Source organism: Aquimarina latercula DSM 2041, from assembly GCF_000430645.1.
Lineage (GTDB): Bacteria > Bacteroidota > Bacteroidia > Flavobacteriales > Flavobacteriaceae > Aquimarina > Aquimarina latercula.
Window position 1 is genome coordinate 499982 of the sequence record NZ_KE387185.1, and the last position, 15671, is coordinate 515652.

Annotated in this window: 17 protein-coding genes; 9 read left to right on the plus strand and 8 right to left on the minus strand. The window is 31.7% G+C overall.

Annotated features, from left to right (window positions below; genetic code table 11):
- Window positions 1–53 precede the first annotated feature (53 nt).
- Together H526_RS0120100 and H526_RS0120105 are read right to left on the minus strand one after the other, a co-directional pair.
- Complete coding sequence (locus tag H526_RS0120100; protein ID WP_027394663.1) at window positions 54–2222, minus strand: prolyl oligopeptidase family serine peptidase; 2169 nt, start codon at window positions 2220–2222, stop codon at window positions 54–56.
- 291 nt (window positions 2223–2513) lie between these two features.
- Window positions 2514–2888, minus strand: coding sequence for a DoxX family membrane protein (locus H526_RS0120105; RefSeq protein ID WP_027394664.1), 375 nt, complete (start codon window positions 2886–2888; stop codon window positions 2514–2516).
- Between the two features lie 144 nt (window positions 2889–3032).
- Between H526_RS0120105 and H526_RS0120110 the strand changes: the two genes are divergently transcribed.
- The gene (locus H526_RS0120110) at window positions 3033–5579 is read left to right on the plus strand and encodes a M14 metallopeptidase family protein (protein WP_035086111.1); all 2547 of its coding nucleotides are present in this window, start codon (window positions 3033–3035) and stop codon (window positions 5577–5579) included.
- Window positions 5580–5662: 83 nt separating this feature from the next.
- On the opposite strand, the gene H526_RS0120115 is transcribed toward H526_RS0120110, so the two are convergent.
- From H526_RS0120115 to H526_RS0120130, 4 genes are all read right to left on the minus strand, one after another.
- Entirely contained in the window at window positions 5663–6655 is a 993-nt protein-coding gene (locus H526_RS0120115) for an aspartate-semialdehyde dehydrogenase (protein ID WP_027394666.1), read from the minus strand.
- A gap of 239 nt (window positions 6656–6894) precedes the next feature.
- Complete coding sequence (gene mscL, locus H526_RS0120120) at window positions 6895–7302, minus strand: large conductance mechanosensitive channel protein MscL (RefSeq protein ID WP_027394667.1); 408 nt, start codon at window positions 7300–7302, stop codon at window positions 6895–6897.
- A gap of 102 nt (window positions 7303–7404) precedes the next feature.
- The gene (alr, locus tag H526_RS0120125; protein ID WP_027394668.1) at window positions 7405–8517 is read right to left on the minus strand and encodes an alanine racemase; all 1113 of its coding nucleotides are present in this window, start codon (window positions 8515–8517) and stop codon (window positions 7405–7407) included.
- Complete coding sequence (locus tag H526_RS0120130; protein ID WP_027394669.1) at window positions 8510–9157, minus strand: thymidine kinase; 648 nt, start codon at window positions 9155–9157, stop codon at window positions 8510–8512. The genes alr and H526_RS0120130 overlap by 8 nt, the downstream gene beginning before the upstream one ends.
- A gap of 173 nt (window positions 9158–9330) precedes the next feature.
- Between H526_RS0120130 and H526_RS0120135 the strand changes: the two genes are divergently transcribed.
- Genes H526_RS0120135 through H526_RS0120150 form a run of 4 tightly spaced genes read left to right on the plus strand, consistent with a single transcriptional unit; the run spans window position 9331 to window position 11564 of the window.
- Window positions 9331–10134 (plus strand): hypothetical protein, encoded by an 804-nt coding sequence (locus tag H526_RS0120135; RefSeq protein WP_027394670.1) that lies wholly within the window; start codon window positions 9331–9333, stop codon window positions 10132–10134.
- Between the two features lie 56 nt (window positions 10135–10190).
- Complete coding sequence (locus tag H526_RS0120140) at window positions 10191–10538, plus strand: DoxX family protein (RefSeq protein WP_035086114.1); 348 nt, start codon at window positions 10191–10193, stop codon at window positions 10536–10538.
- A 3-nt stretch (window positions 10539–10541) separates the two neighbouring features.
- Window positions 10542–11213 (plus strand): 16S rRNA (cytidine(1402)-2'-O)-methyltransferase, encoded by a 672-nt coding sequence (rsmI, locus tag H526_RS0120145; RefSeq protein WP_027394672.1) that lies wholly within the window; start codon window positions 10542–10544, stop codon window positions 11211–11213.
- A 3-nt stretch (window positions 11214–11216) separates the two neighbouring features.
- Window positions 11217–11564: a HopJ type III effector protein gene (locus H526_RS0120150; RefSeq protein WP_027394673.1), complete on the plus strand. Its 348-nt coding sequence runs from the start codon at window positions 11217–11219 to the stop codon at window positions 11562–11564.
- Window positions 11565–11570: 6 nt separating this feature from the next.
- Here the strand turns inward: H526_RS0120150 and H526_RS0120155 are convergent, their stop codons facing one another.
- On the minus strand, window positions 11571–11888 hold the full coding sequence (locus tag H526_RS0120155) for a hypothetical protein (RefSeq protein ID WP_027394674.1): 318 nt from the start codon (window positions 11886–11888) through the stop codon (window positions 11571–11573).
- 116 nt (window positions 11889–12004) lie between these two features.
- Here H526_RS0120155 and H526_RS0120160 point away from each other — a divergent pair, with 116 nt between their 5' ends.
- The gene (locus H526_RS0120160; protein ID WP_245591221.1) at window positions 12005–12670 is read left to right on the plus strand and encodes a M50 family metallopeptidase; all 666 of its coding nucleotides are present in this window, start codon (window positions 12005–12007) and stop codon (window positions 12668–12670) included.
- A 77-nt stretch (window positions 12671–12747) separates the two neighbouring features.
- Here the strand turns inward: H526_RS0120160 and H526_RS0120165 are convergent, their stop codons facing one another.
- On the minus strand, window positions 12748–13080 hold the full coding sequence (locus H526_RS0120165; RefSeq protein ID WP_027394676.1) for a hypothetical protein: 333 nt from the start codon (window positions 13078–13080) through the stop codon (window positions 12748–12750).
- 354 nt (window positions 13081–13434) lie between these two features.
- Between H526_RS0120165 and H526_RS0120170 the strand changes: the two genes are divergently transcribed.
- Genes H526_RS0120170 through H526_RS0120180 form a run of 3 tightly spaced genes read left to right on the plus strand, consistent with a single transcriptional unit; the run spans window position 13435 to window position 15658 of the window.
- Window positions 13435–14232 (plus strand): hypothetical protein, encoded by a 798-nt coding sequence (locus tag H526_RS0120170; RefSeq protein WP_027394677.1) that lies wholly within the window; start codon window positions 13435–13437, stop codon window positions 14230–14232.
- A 20-nt stretch (window positions 14233–14252) separates the two neighbouring features.
- Window positions 14253–14903, plus strand: a complete 651-nt coding sequence (locus H526_RS0120175; RefSeq protein WP_035086116.1) for a hypothetical protein — start codon at window positions 14253–14255, stop codon at window positions 14901–14903.
- Window positions 14879–15658, plus strand: coding sequence for a sensor histidine kinase (locus H526_RS0120180; RefSeq protein WP_051336253.1), 780 nt, complete (start codon window positions 14879–14881; stop codon window positions 15656–15658). Before H526_RS0120175 ends, H526_RS0120180 begins: the two co-directional genes overlap by 25 nt.
- Window positions 15659–15671: the final 13 nt, after the last annotated feature.

The following is a 15671-nucleotide window of genomic DNA, read 5'->3' on the forward strand; positions in this document are numbered from 1 at the left end:
AAAAATCCGTCTCTTTTTAGAAAACGGATCTTTTAATTTTAATTATAAAAAAATTATCCTTTTACATTGTCACTTACTTGCTCTGGTAAAACTTCATATCCCATATTGTATAGCGTAAAGCTAAAAATATCAGCATATTGCTCTATTGTTTTGGCAACCGGTGTACCAGCTCCGTGACCTGCGTTTGTTTCGATTCGTATCAAAGTTGGGTTAGTACCTTGTTGTTTTGATTGTAATTCTGCGGCAAATTTAAATGAGTGTGCAGGTACTACACGATCATCGTGATCTCCCGTAGTTACTAATGTTGCAGGATATGATACTCCTTCTTTTACATTGTGTACTGGAGAATATCCTTTTAAGTATTCGAACATCTGTTTGTCATCTTCCACAGTTCCGTAATCATATGCCCATCCTGCACCAGCAGTAAAGGTGTGATAACGTAGCATATCCATTACACCAACAGCAGGTAAAGCTACTTTCATTAAATCAGGTCGCTGCGTCATGGTAGCTCCTACTAATAACCCTCCGTTAGATCCTCCTCTTATGGCTAGATATTCGCTTGATGTATATTTATTTTCTATTAAATATTCTGCAGCTGCAATAAAATCATCAAATACATTTTGCTTTTGCATTTTTGTTCCTGCATCATGCCATTTTTTTCCATATTCTCCACCACCTCTTAGGTTAGGAACTGCATAAACTCCACCTTGTTCCATCCATACCGCATTCGTAATACTAAAAGAAGGAGTTAGACTAACATTAAATCCTCCATATGCATATAGGATAGTCGGATTTTTACCTGTTAGTTCTATTCCTTTTTTATGTGTAATGATCATTGGAATTTTAGTACCATCTTTAGAGTTATAGAAAACTTGCTTGCTTTCGTAATCTTCAGGATTAAAATCTATTTTGGGTTTGCGATATAGTTCTGAAGTTCCATTTGCAATATCATATTTATAAATGCTTCCTGGAGTTTTATAATTAGTAAAAGAATAGTATAATTCTTTATCTTCTTTTTTCGCTCCAAAACCACCAATACTTCCCACTCCTGGTAATTCTACATCTCTTACTAATTTTCCTTCATAATCGTATTGTAATACTTTGGATACTGCATCTACCATATATTCTGCAAAAAAGTAACCTCCACCTGTATTTGGGCTTAGTACATTTTCTGTTTCAGGAATAAAATCTTTCCAGTTTTCTGGTGTTGGATTAGATGCATCAACCGTTACAATTTTTTGATTAGGAGCATTTAGGTTTGTAACTAGGTATAACTTAGAACCAACATTTTCAATTACATAGGTATCACTTTCTGTGTTATCTAGAATAGTAACAAGTTTATCATTATTACTAGTTAAGTTTTTTATAAATAATTTATTTCCAGAAGTAGAGGTGCTAGCAGAGATAATTAAATACTTATCGTCTTCTGTTACACGTCCACTTATATATCGATGTTTTTCTTCTGGTGTACCTCCAAAAATTAGTTGATCTTCTTTTTGAGCTGTACCTAGTTTATGATAATATACTTTATGCTGATCTGTTTTTGCAGAAAGCTCACTTCCTTTAGGCTTATCGTAACTGGAATAATAGAAACCTTCATTTCCTCGCCAAGACATTCCAGAAAATTTGATATCTACAAGGGTATCTTCTATAATCTCTTTAGTCTCTGCATTTTTAACAATGACTTTTCTCCAATCACTGCCACCTTCAGAGATAGAGTAAGCTAAAAGTTTTCCATTTTTAGAAAAACTAACACCACCAAGTGAAGTTGTACCATCGTTACTAAAAGTATTAGGATCTAAAAATATTTCAGGTTCATCTCCTTCGTTTTTGAATCTGTAAATTACATATTGATTTTGTAAACCATCATTTTTATAAAAGTAGGTGTAATCACCTTCTTTAAATGGTGAGCCAACTTTTTCATAATTCCATAATCCCGATAAACGATTTTTTACTTGATCTCTAAATGGAATACTATCTAGATATCCAAAAGTTACTTTGTTTTGTTCAGCTACCCAACTTTCAGTTTCTTTACTACGATCATCCTCTAGCCATCTGTAAGGGTCTTTAACCTCAGTGTCAAAATAAGTATCTACGGTATCTACTTTTTTAGTTTCTGGATAATTCAAGGGAATAATAGTTTTAGCAGTTTCTATTTTTGTTTCATTTTTACATCCTATGATAGACGCTAACAAAAATAGTATTAAAAGAGTTTTTTTCATGATGAGTTAAATTTTATAAATAATTAAATATTAATTATTAGTTTTTATTTTGGTAATACCTATAAAACCAAATAAAGTAGTTTACAAAATTATCAAAACTTATAACTGTAAAGTGCTAAATAAAGCATAAAAAAAGACTGCTCTAACAATGATCAGATAGCTATTACACATTTAGAGCGTTGCTTTGGGGTTTAGCAACTCAGTTGATCATTTTCGTAGAGCAGTCGGAATTTTCCGTCCTCTAAGAAACGAAAAATTTTACTTTTATACCAGTAATGTTATAGAAGTAGTTTATTGGAATAGACCTTTAAAAGTATTCCAGTTTTTATAAATCAAGAAGGCATTTGCAAGAAAAACAAATGCTCCAGGACCTATATTTGCAGGATCAAGGGTTGCATGAAATAGTATAATATTGACAGAAATAGGAGCCATCAATACTAGTGCAAATGGCACAGCTTTATTACTTACTAATAACAATCCAACGATTATTTCAATAAGACCAACTGTTTTTAAAATGTAACTATTTGCAAGAGCTCCAAATAGAATTCCTGCTTCTGGATTTGCAAATTCAAAATCAGGTAAAAACCCTATAAATTTATTACTTCCGAAAACGATTAATAAGACACCTAATAGGATTCTTAAGGCTAAAATTATTTTAGTATTCATTGTTTGTTTTTTTATGATTAAGTGATTTATTAGAGGGCTAAATGTTAAAAACCTTACAAATGTTATTAAAAACTGAAGCTAAAAAAATATCTTACGGCTTCTGAAAACTAACTGATTGACCTAACTTTTTTAATCTTATTTCTAATGAAGATCACACAACTTTTCATACTCTCTTCCTTAATCTATTTGTTCTCTATATCGTCTATTGTAGGACAAGATTATTTTTTTAAGGATAAGGCTCCTTTTAATTCTGAAATACCGACACCAGAAGAATTTCTTGGATATCCTATTGGAGAACAACACACACGTCATGATCAAATTGTAGCATACTTAACTAAGCTGGCTGAAATATCAGATAGAGCCACTATAGAGAACTACGGAAAATCTCATGAAAACAGAAAATTAGTAATACTTACTATTTCTAAACCAGAAAACATTGGCAGTTTACCAAGTATAAAAAAACAACATCTTGCATTTACTGATGCTTTGGCTAACCCAACGAATTATAATGGCATACCTATTTTTGTTCAACTAGGTTATAATGTTCATGGAAATGAGCCTTCTGGTGCTGAGGCGGCTATGCTAACCGCATATACGCTTGTTGCTTCTAATAGTTCCGAAGTAAAAACATATCTTGATAATGCAATTGTATTTATTGACCCTGCGATTAATCCAGATGGTCGAGATAGACATACGCAATGGGCAAATCAATTTAAGGGAAGTCCGTTGGTTAGTGACAAATATGATGCAGAACATAATGAAGGATGGCCTCGTGGGAGAACTAATCATTATTGGTTTGATCTTAATAGAGACTGGTTATTAGCTATTAATCCTGAGAGTCGAGGAAAATTAAAATGGTATCACGAATGGTATCCTAATGTGGTTACTGATTTTCATGAAATGGGAACGAATAGCACATACTTTTTTGAGCCAATGAAACCTATTGGTTCTTTAGATCCTATTATGCCAAAAGAGAATTATGAAGATTTAAACAATTTGTTTGCTCCTTATTTTTCGAAAGCATTGGATAATATTGGATCTTTTTATTTTACAAAAGAAGCATTTGACGGGACATATCCAGGTTACGGGTCGTCATACCCGGATCTTCAAGGAGCACTAGCATTATTGTTTGAGCAAGCTAGTTCTCGAGGACATTTACAAGATACTGATTACGGAACAATCTCGTTTCCTTTTACAATTCGTAATCAATATGTTTCTAGTATAGCCACAGTAAAAGCTGCAGTAGAAAATAAAGCTAGGTTACGAAAGTATCAGCAGGACTTTTTTAAATCATCGGAATCTGGGGTTGCTAAAAATAATTTTGCTGGTTATGAATTTGGAGATGCATATGATAATAATAGAAATAAAGCATTTATAGATAAATTATTACTACATAAAATAAAGGTTTATAAAAAAGGAAATAAATATGTAGTTCCTGTAAAACAAGCACAAAAAAGAATGGTTCAAACGGTATTTGAAACATACAACAAATATCGAGATAGTGTTTTTTATGATGCTTCTGCTTGGAGTGTAGCCAATTTTTATAACATGAAATATAAAGGGTTAAAATCTATTGATTTAGGGCAAGAAATAACATCTACAAAAGAGATAACCATCGTTTCTAAAGTATCTAAGTCCGATTATGCATATATTATGAATTGGGATGATTATAATGCACCGGCGGCATTGTATTACATGCAATCAAAAGGATTGTTAGTTGCTTCTGCATTTAAACCGTTTAGTATTATTACTTCAGAAGGAAATAAAAGCTTTAATTACGGAAGTATTTTAGTTCCGGTAAGTAAGCAGAAAAAAGATATTGATGAGGTGTTTGCTATTGTAAAAACAGCCCAAGAAAAATTTAACGTACCTATTTTTAGTACTAATACAGGATTTAGTTCATCGGGAATTGACTTAGGAAGTGGTAATTTTAGAAAATTAGAAACACCTAAAGCATTGTTGTTAATTGGAGAAGGTATTAATTCTTATGAGGCAGGAGAAGTATGGCATTTGCTAGATACCAGAATTCATATGCCAATAACTAAATTAAGAATGAATAGGTTTAATGGTATTCCATTAAAAGAATATAATACGTTAGTCATGGTGTCCGGAAGATATTATCAATTGGATTCTCTACAACAAAAAAGAATAAAGGAATGGGTTTCTCACGGAAATACGCTGATAACTATTGCAAATGCTTCTAAATGGGCTATTGATAAAAAAATCGTTAAAGAACAATTAACCAAAAAAGAAAAAGATACTTCTAAGAATAAAATTGTAAAACGATTACCATATGTAGATGCTGGAGAAAATATTGGGAGAGAGCAAGTAGGAGGTGCTATTTTTGAGGTGGATCTTGATACTACCCATCCATTAGGTTTTGGATATCGAGACAATTCATTACCTGTATATAAAAATAATGAAGTATTTATTTCGCCAAGTAAGAATCCGTATGCTACGGTGGCAAAATATACTAAAAATGCCCATATTGACGGGTATATATCGATTGATAATTATGAACATTATCTAAAACCTTCTGCTTCACTTGTTGTAAGTCCTATAGGAAGTGGCCGAGTTATTTTATTTGCAGATAACCCTAATTTTAGAGGTTCTTGGTATGGAACGAATCGTTTATTTATGAACGCTTTGTTTTTAGGAAAACATATGTATGTACCAAGAGTAAGAGAATAGATGTATTTCTAATCTAATAAAAATGAGAAAGCCCTTGTTATTTCTTTGATATAACAAGGGCTTTTTATAATAGTGGTTGGTTATTAGCCGATTAAATTATTTTCTACTAAATATTCTCCAATTTGTACTGCATTTGTAGCGGCTCCTTTTCTAAGGTTATCTGCTACAATCCACATGTTTAATGCATTTTCTCTAGAATGATCTCTTCTGATCCTACCTACAAAAACATCATTTTTCCCTTCCGCATAAATGGGCATTGGGTATGTATTAGTATCTGGGTTATCTTGTACTGTAACTCCAGAAGTGTTATTTAAGATTTGACGAACTTCATTTTCCTGAAACTCGTTTTCAAATTCTAGATTTACACTTTCACTATGTCCACCAACAACAGGAATACGAATAGCAGTGGCGGTAACTGCAATAGTTCGATCATCAAGAATTTTTTGAGTCTCATTAACCAATTTCATCTCTTCTTTTGTATAACCATTTTCCTGGAACACATCACAATGTGGAATTGCATTACGATGGATTGGATAAGGATAAGCCATTTCACCTTTTTCTCCAGCGTATTCATTTTCTAATTGTTGAACAGCTTTTACTCCTGTTCCGGTAATGGATTGGTAGGTAGAAATAATAGCACGTTTTATCTTATATGATGAGTGTAACGGTCCTAGTGCCATTACTAGTTGTATAGTAGAACAATTAGGGTTGGCTATAATTTTATCTTCTTTAGTTAAATCTTTAGCATTAATTTCTGGTACAACCAACTTTTTGGTTGGATCCATTCTCCAGGCAGAAGAGTTATCGATTACCGTGATCCCAGCATCTGCAAATTTAGGAGCCCATTCTAGAGAAGTACTTCCACCGGCAGAAAACAAAGCTACATCAGGTTTCATTTCTATAGCTGTAGTTAAACCAACAACAGAAAACTCTTGACTTTTATACGATATTTTTTTTCCAATAGACCTTTCTGAGGCAACAGGAATTAATTCTGTTACTGGAAAATTACGTTCTTCTAATACTTTTAACATTACAGTACCTACCAATCCAGTGGCACCAACAACAGCTACTTTCATCTGCTTAATTTATTAATGACTTTTATAGACACAAAAATCGGTCTTTTTTTTAGATTCCAGCAAATGTGCTGATTATTTATAACAGTTTTATATTTTTTAATAAAATAATATTAATTTAAACAATTTGTTATATATAAAACAAATTGTAAAAAAGAACCACTCAAGAAATTGAGTGGTTTAGTTAGAATATGTAGTATAGCGGTAGCTATAGATAATTCATTTAATAATAAGATTAGGTGTTACTTTTTAAGTAGATCTCTTATTTCTGCTAATAACTCTTCTTGACTTGGTCCAGCTGGTTCAGCAGGAGCTTCTTCTACAGGCTTCTTAGTTTTATTATATGCTTTAACAATCATAAACATTACGAATCCAACAATGATTAAATTAATAATGGTATTAATCCAAGCTCCATAAGTTATTGCGTTTTCAGCGGTAGTTATGGCACCTGTAGCATCTACAACTGCTTCTTGAAGAATGATTTTTTTACTGCTAAAGTCCATTCCTCCTGAGAAATAACCTACAACAGGCATTACAATATTGGATACAAAACCTTTGACAACGCCACCAATTGCAGTTGCCATAATAACAGCGACAGCAAATTCAACGACATTACCTGTCATTATAAATTCCTTAAATTCTTTAAGCATGATTATTTTATTTTAGTTAGTATTATTGATAACAAAATACGTAAAAAATAAATCAATATTTAAAAAAGTGTTAAAAAAAATAGACTGTAAATTCGATCAAATTCAATTATTACCGATAATAACACGTTTTACTCTTGGAGAAATAGCTGTAAGGAGTTCATAAGAAATTGTTCCTGCACTTTCAGCAATTATAGATGCAGAAGAAATGTTGTCGAATATAATTACTTCATCTCCTTCTTTACAATCAATGTCTGTGATATCAATCATTATCATATCCATACAGACATTTCCAAGGATAAAAGCTTTTTTTCCATTTACAATAAAGAAACCTTTCCTATTTCCATATTGTCTTCCGATTCCATCCGCGTGACCGATTGGTATAGTTGCCGTTTTGGTATAGCCATTAGAAACAAAAGCTCTGTTGTATCCTAAAGTTTCACCAGGCTCTAGTGTATGAATCTGTGAGATAATCGACTTAAGGGATGCTATAGGTTTTAAATGAGTATCATAATCTGCATCATTCCCATAACCGTATAATCCTATTCCGGCACGAACCATATCAAAATGCGCTTCGGGATAATTCAATATTCCTGAGGTATTACATTGATGAAGTATAGGTTTATAACCTAACTTATTAATAATGTCTGAGCTTATTTTCTGAAATGAGTTGACTTGACTCACTGTAAACTTTTTCTCATTATGATCCTCACTTGCTGCAAGGTGAGAGAATAGCGATTTTACTTTAATAGCGTTGGTTTGATGTAAACAACTCATTATATAATCTACATCATTCTCCCAAAAACCTAATCGATTTAAACCCGTATTAAACTTAACATGTACAGGATAATCTTTTTGATTTTCCGCTTCTGCAACCTTTATGAATTCTTGTATAATTCTTGGACTATATACACTAGGTTCTAAATTATATTCAATTAGTGCTGAAAAATTTATGGGTTGTGGGTGTAGTACTAATATAGGTGTTTTTACTCCTGCTTTTCGTAAAATAATTCCTTCTGAAACATAAGCAACAGCAAAATAATCAGCACCTATTTTTTCCAGATGTTTTGCTATTGTTACAGCATCACTTCCATATCCTGCAGCTTTTACTACAGCTAACAATTTAACTTTTGAATCAAGCTTACTTTTTAAGTATGTGTAATTATGAGTAAGATGAGTCAGATTAATTTCAAGAATTGTTTCTTTTACTTTACTCATCAGATTTTTTAGAATTTTCAGATAATTCTTTGGGATCGGTAACTTCTATTTGTTTTACTTTTTCTTTTAAAGAAGCTTTATAGTAAGCTGCACGACTTAAAGGTTCGTATTCATCAGTTTCGCCAAGTAGTACTAAATCATCTTTTTTAGATTTTCGATAACTAAATTGAGCAAGATTACCAGTTCTTGTACAAACTGCGTGGACTTTGGTTACGTATTCTGCTGTAGCCATAAGTGCCGGCATAGGTCCAAAAGGATTTCCTTTAAAATCCATATCCAAACCTGCAACGATAACCCGAATACCTTTATTCGCTAAGTCGTTACAGACACTGACTATTTCATCGTCAAAAAATTGTGCTTCGTCAATACCGACTACATCACAAGTATCTGCAAGAATTCTAATATTTGCTGCTGCAGGAACAGGAGTAGAACGAATTTCATTGGCATCATGAGAAACAACCATCTCGTCATCATATCTGACATCGATAGCTGGTTTAAAAATTTCAACTTTTTGTTTAGCAAATTGCGCGCGTTTTAATCTACGGATCAATTCTTCGGTCTTTCCCGAAAACATCGAACCACAGATAACTTCTATCCAGCCAAATTGCTCTTTATGATTTACTGTATTTTCGAGAAACATTTTGTATTTTTCAGCATCAATTAAAAGAAACCCTACTCTTTAATAATACCAATTGAATTTTAAGATGATAATGGAAATAATCCTTCATTTCATTTTTACTTTTTGGTATTGCTTTAAAGATGAGGTAAATTTATTAAAAAACAAAAAGCATAGCCCAAACGAATAAGAAAGTTATGAAGAAGAAATTGGAAGCAGAATTGATAAGTATTGCACATAGGATATTGCAACTTAAAGATAGATCTACCTTACCACAATTGCAGGAAGAGGCAAGGTTGTTATATGAAAAATTAAGTGTTTTAAATTTTGCAGAGTCTCATTTTGCAGATATTCAACCAACAATAGGGAGTATCAATGAGGCTTTAGAAGTAACAGATACATCAGATACTCATACAGAGGATGTTTCAGATGAGATAAAACCTAAACCAATTGTTAGTTTAGATCAAGAAATAGAAACAAATGAAGTTGCAGAGACTATGTTTAGTCTGGAAGATAAAGTTGCGGAATCAATACCTGAAGTAATTGAGGAACAAAAACCAGAAATCGTAATCGAAAAGATTAATGAGAAAGTTACAGAAGATCTTTTTGTCCCTGCTCCTAAGTTTACAGAAGAGAATGTTTCTTTATCCGAACCTGTTTATGAAAAAAATGATATGGAAGAAATAGGATCAGTACCTCAAAGTATGCCTATTTTAGAAAAGATGAATGATGTAGAAGAAAAACCAAAATCACTAAATGATCAATTAAAAAGGGGAATCAATATTGGATTAAATGATAGATTGGCTTTTATAAAACATTTGTTTGATGGGAGTTCTACAGATTATAATCGTGTACTTTCACAATTAAATACACTTAATAGTAAAAGTGGAGCGAAGCAATTTATTAAAAATATGGTAAAGCCTGATTATAACAATTGGCAAGGAAAAGAAGAGTATGAAGAACGTTTTATGGAGATCGTAACTAATAAGTATGAATTCTAGGTAAGGATTAACATTCTTTTGTTACTAATAACCTTAATAAAAATAAAACTATTTATATGAAAATTATCTACTGGATTGCCACGGTAGCGATGTGCGGAATTATGTTGTTTTCTGCACAGATGTACTTTAGAAATACAGAAATGGTAAGAGGTTTTTTTGAAAACCTAGACTATCCAACATATCTGGTTATTCCTCTGGCGATAGCAAAAATAGGCGGGATTATTGTAATTCTTACTAATAAAATAAAATGGTTGAAGGAATGGGCGTATGCTGGATTCTTTTTTGATATGGTACTTGCTTTTACAGCACATTATATGAAAGATGATGGACAAGGGTTATTTGCTACTTTAGGATTAATATTCCTTATTATATCATATACAATAGGAAAAAAAGTAAGACCCTAAAATATGTCCAAATTATTTATCGTCCCTACTCCAATTGGTAATTTAGAAGATATGACTTTTAGAGCTATTAAAGTGCTAAAAGAAGTGGATTTAATTCTAGCCGAAGATACCCGTACTAGTGGTAAATTGTTAAAACATTTCGAAATTACTACTCATATGCAAAGTCATCATATGCATAATGAACATAAAACTATAGATAGTGTCATTAGAAAGTTGCAAAGTGGAGAAAATATAGCTTTAATTAGTGATGCTGGAACACCTGCAATTAGCGATCCTGGATTTTTATTGACCAGGGCGTGTGTAGAAAATAGTATTGATGTAGAATGTTTACCAGGAGCTACGGCATTTGTTCCAGCCTTGGTTAATAGTGGTTTGCCAAATGATAAATTTGTTTTCGAAGGATTTCTTCCAGTAAAAAAGGGTAGGCAAACACGATTGAAAATATTGGCAGAGGAAACTAGAACCATGATATTTTATGAATCTCCACATAAACTTATTAAGACTTTAGGTAATTTTGTAGAATATTTTGGAGCTGATAGAATGCTTTCTGTATCGAGAGAATTAAGTAAACTTCATGAGGAAACCGTTCGTGGAACTGCACAAGAAGTATTATCACATTATGAAAATAAACCTCCTAAAGGTGAAATAGTTATTGTCGTTGGAGGAAAAAAATAATATATGAATATATCTGATTTTATTAAGAGACTTAGAAAATATCCTACAGAAATTACATTCCAGAATACTATGGATATTATTGAAGCTCACTATAGTTTTGAGCCTACATCCTTCATTAATGGAAATGTAACTAATGAAACTGGACAAAACTCTGGTTCTTGTAAGTTATTTTCGTTTGCAAAAATTCACAATTTAGAAGTAGAGGAAACATTGAATTGTTTTGGAGAACATTATAGAAATGTTTTGCAAAACCCTGAAGGAACTGACCACCAAAATATTCGGAATTTTATGAAAACAGGTTGGAGTGGAATTTCTTTTAAAGATCAGACTCTTACTAAAAGACTTAGGTAATTTGACTTAATTGTTTTTCAAATTTTCTTTGATTTCTTTCAAGGTTTTTAAATTAACCTTCGCTAAGGAATTCTTAGATTTAAATTCTAAAGAAAGATAAGGCTTATATATTGGCATTATAGGATCAGTATCATTAATGAGGGTGTTTTTTATTTGTTCATCTAACTTATAGTTGGGTTTATATATGGGCATTGTGGATTTTTCTGACGAAGATTTTTTGTTTGAAAAAAATGTTTCTTCTGTAACTTTTTCCTGGCCATATATACCAATAGTTAGGAAGCAAACTAGAATAGAAAGTAAATATTTGTTTTTTGGCGAGTTCATAAGAATGATTTTTGTGAATTTGAAGTTGCAAATTTTGCCTCTATCTATACTATAAACTGTAAAATAATTTAAAAATTACAAGTATCTCTAAACGTTTCGATTATACTATAATTATCGTGGCTATTGTTGTAGTCATATTATGGCAATTACCATATTTTGGGTGGTTTCAATATCCATTTAGATTATTGGGGACTTGGTTCCACGAAATGGGTCACGGTCTTATGGCGGTATTACTAGGAGGTAATTTTGAGCATTTAGAAATTTATGAGAATGGAGGTGGTGTTGCTTACTACCATTTAGGAGGAAGCTATGTTTCTCCTTTTATAGGTAATGCCTTAGTAGCGGCAGGAGGATTATTAGGACCAGCTGTAATTGGAGCTTTGTTAATAATGTCTGCAAAATCGCACAGAAATTCTATGATAGCACTTAGAGTATTAATAGGAGTTATGATACTTTCGTTGTTATTATGGATTAGATCTTTTTGGGGAGTATCTGTAATGAGTGGTTTTGCAATCTTTTTATTTGTTATTACCTTATTTAAGAGTAGAAAACTCGAAGTAGTTGTTATCTTGTTTTTAGGTTTACAATCTGTATTAAGTACATATCTTCAGCTGGATTATTTATTTACAAAACAGTTCGAAAGAGATGGAGCAATTCAGATATCAGATACGCAGGCTATTGCAGAAAATACCTTTGGTACTTATTGGATGTGGGCTATTCTTATTATACTTATGAGCGCTTATTTACTTTGGAAAAGTTTTCGATTTTACTTTAAAAAATAACAACCTAAATCCAGTGATAAAGGTTGCTATATGGTTATAGAAGTGTAAGATGATTTTTTTCAAAATCGTTAATAAAACTAACAAGAGATTTTTGCGTATTTAGGATCTAAGGTAGTACCATACACCTTATAGCATTCTGTTACGGGCTTATCGTAGCTCTTTGTAAAAATAGTGGACCATCCAAATGCCCAGTTTTCTTCCACTTTTAAGTAAATAGAAGTAGCACCTTCTGGGATAGTTTCGGATTTATTCACTCCTAATGATATATCTCCAGAGTGTTTACTAAACTCCTTGCCATTTAATGTATAAGATAACGTAAAACGGGCTACGTATCCACCTTCACACCTTATCAGAATAGAGCCTGTTTGTTTTGCATCTAAATGAGTTAATACTGCTTCTTTTAATTCCATGATTTATGTTATTAATCCTCTACTCTGTTTAAAATTAGGCTTTTCGAATCCGCCGATGTAATCAAAAAAGTAGCTACCCTTTAATGTGTTTTTTAATTACATTCAAAAGTATTGTAACTGGTTGTTTTTCAATAGCGTATAAGTATCTGTTTTTATATTTAAGTATTTACTGCAATTATGCCGTAGAATTACCTGTTTGTAAAAAATTAATGGTAGGTTCAACGAAATAAACACGTGGTAAATACGTGTTTTTTAATGGTTATTACTTGTTAATGCATTCATTATTAGCTCCAAAGGTGTTTTTTGTTTAGTTTTAAAGGAATAAACCAATTTAACGTATAAATTTTCACACAAATGGAACAGGCAATCCAACCAAAACAATTAATGACTTTAGAACAAGCAGAGAAAATTGAGAGATGGCAACAGGAAGAAGTATTGTTGTTAGCCAGACACTTTCAACGCCTAAATGAAACAAAAGGTAGGCCCTTTAGTGGATACTATACTAGAGCTAATTACTTTCAGATGGATGCTGTAGATGTTGCTATATTAAATAGCCTTAAAGATGATGGAAAAACTATTCAAAGAATTAAAACTCATATGGCATTAGAAGTAGAAGACAAAAAGAATTTCACTTTTGTGCCAATTATAGAAGTAGACCTAGAAGATACAATCAACAATTTGTTTTTTACTTTGATTCCAAAATATAAGGAACCGGTAGAGCCAATTCAGAATGGAACAATAGGAGATCTAGATACTGGAGGAGTATTGGTGCCAGGGATTTTTAAAGAGATGATTTTAACCAATTGGAACAATCTTGAAGATAATTTGATAGATGATCTTTTTGTAGCGGTTGATACAAAAACAAGACAAAGAGAGCGAGTAAATTATTATTTAATTGATAATATTGATATAATCGATCTTATTAATGATTCTTTATTGGGAGAAATTGAGGAGTTTATTCTCTATCCCGGAGTTGATATGAATAAGTTTCATAAAAGAGATATGATTTCGTTTACTCCAGTCATAGGAATCACTCCTGTGGGTGAAGTTATCACTGAAATTTTATCAAGGCATGCGTTATTAGAATTTACTGATGAAGAGATTTTTATAGAATATTCTAGTCCTTGTCCACCCACGTGTCCCGAAGCATAAAGGACAAAAATTCAATTCGAATGAGTAAAGAACTTTTTGATAGTTTACGTCTGATTTCATCTTTTATAGTGGTTATACCTTTAATATTATCAATATTTAAATTCAAATCATTATCCGCAACCCAACTAAAACTATTTTATTTACTCATAATCGTTTTTATAGTTGAATTCATTGCTAATATATTATGGTATCAAAAAATTAATAATCTCCCTCTTTATCACTTTTATGCAGTGATCGAGTTTATATTAATTATTAATATCTATAGAATTGTACTGTCAAAAATTTTCCCAAAACAGTTTTTTATTATTCTGGGGATTACATTTACTGTTTTTGCCATAACAAATACGCTATTTTTTCAAAATTTAAATACATTTAATTCTAATGTAACGACACTTTTAGGTATCATAGTAATATTTCTTTCACTTAGTTATTTTTATGCTTTATTAAAGGAAGTAAAATACAATGCGCTGGAAACCAATCCTATGTTTTGGATCAATGCTGGTTTTTTAATTTATTTTTCCAGTAACTTAATCCTGTTTTTTATTAATAACAATATGTTTCAAGGGTCTACAGAAGCTAGTTATCTCGTTTGGGGACTCCATGCTATTGTAAACATTGTATTGACAATTTTTTATACCATCGCTTTATGGGTGAATCCGAAGAAGCCATAGCATTAAAGATTATTATCATTGGTATGATAGTGATTTTTTTATTATCACTATCAGTGATTGTATTTTTTATTATTTATCAGCGAAGACTATTAGAACAACAAAAAAGGCATCAAAAAGCAGAGTCAGATTATCAAAAGGAGTTACTAAAAACGGCTATCCAAAGTCAAGAAGTAGAACGCAGCAGAATCGCAAAGGAATTACATGACGATGTTGGAGCTATGTTAACAACTACTAAATTATATATTGGTCAAATAACTCATGAATTAAATCCAGAAGAATTAACAACGATAGCAGATAAAATAAGTGGTTTTTTTGATGATATGATACAGAGTGTACGCAGTATTTCTAAAGATTTAAGACCTGTAGTATTAGAAAAATTGGGATTTATGGAGGCCATAGATAGTTTAGTGCAAACCATACGAGACACTGGTAAAATCAATATTTCTTTTATAAATAACACCACATATTCTGTATCTAAGACAAAAGAGCTAAATCTTTATAGAATTATTCAGGAGTTAATTACCAATACACTTAAACACGCAGAAGCTACAGAAATAAAAATCGAAATGAAAAATGAAAAAGAGACATTAATCATTGTTTATGAGGATGATGGAAAAGGTTTAAATCAAAAACAGCTTCAATATAGAAAAGGATTAGGACTAAAAAATATAGAAAGCAGGTTGTCCATTTTATCAGGAACCATTAGCTTTTTAGAAGAAAAATCTGGAATGAAAGTATTACTCAAAATACCATAGTAAATGCACTCTT

Bases quoted from the DNA above. Each gene is read 5' to 3' on its own strand.
- rsmI (WP_027394672.1), top strand. From the start codon at position 10,542: ATGTCCAAATTATTTATCGTCCCTACTCCAATTGGTAATTTAGAAGAT.
- H526_RS0120100 (WP_027394663.1), bottom strand. From the start codon at position 2,222: ATGAAAAAAACTCTTTTAATACTATTTTTGTTAGCGTCTATCATAGGA.
- H526_RS0120180 (WP_051336253.1), top strand. From the start codon at position 14,879: ATGGGTGAATCCGAAGAAGCCATAGCATTAAAGATTATTATCATTGGT.
- H526_RS0120130 (WP_027394669.1), bottom strand. From the start codon at position 9,157: ATGTTTCTCGAAAATACAGTAAATCATAAAGAGCAATTTGGCTGGATA.
- mscL (WP_027394667.1), bottom strand. From the start codon at position 7,302: ATGCTTAAAGAATTTAAGGAATTTATAATGACAGGTAATGTCGTTGAA.
- H526_RS0120135 (WP_027394670.1), top strand. From the start codon at position 9,331: ATGAAGAAGAAATTGGAAGCAGAATTGATAAGTATTGCACATAGGATA.
- H526_RS0120110 (WP_035086111.1), top strand. From the start codon at position 3,033: ATGAAGATCACACAACTTTTCATACTCTCTTCCTTAATCTATTTGTTC.
- H526_RS0120105 (WP_027394664.1), bottom strand. From the start codon at position 2,888: ATGAATACTAAAATAATTTTAGCCTTAAGAATCCTATTAGGTGTCTTA.
- H526_RS0120170 (WP_027394677.1), top strand. From the start codon at position 13,435: ATGGAACAGGCAATCCAACCAAAACAATTAATGACTTTAGAACAAGCA.
- H526_RS0120150 (WP_027394673.1), top strand. From the start codon at position 11,217: ATGAATATATCTGATTTTATTAAGAGACTTAGAAAATATCCTACAGAA.
- H526_RS0120175 (WP_035086116.1), top strand. From the start codon at position 14,253: ATGAGTAAAGAACTTTTTGATAGTTTACGTCTGATTTCATCTTTTATA.
- H526_RS0120165 (WP_027394676.1), bottom strand. From the start codon at position 13,080: ATGGAATTAAAAGAAGCAGTATTAACTCATTTAGATGCAAAACAAACA.
- H526_RS0120115 (WP_027394666.1), bottom strand. From the start codon at position 6,655: ATGAAAGTAGCTGTTGTTGGTGCCACTGGATTGGTAGGTACTGTAATG.
- alr (WP_027394668.1), bottom strand. From the start codon at position 8,517: ATGAGTAAAGTAAAAGAAACAATTCTTGAAATTAATCTGACTCATCTT.
- H526_RS0120140 (WP_035086114.1), top strand. From the start codon at position 10,191: ATGAAAATTATCTACTGGATTGCCACGGTAGCGATGTGCGGAATTATG.
- H526_RS0120155 (WP_027394674.1), bottom strand. From the start codon at position 11,888: ATGAACTCGCCAAAAAACAAATATTTACTTTCTATTCTAGTTTGCTTC.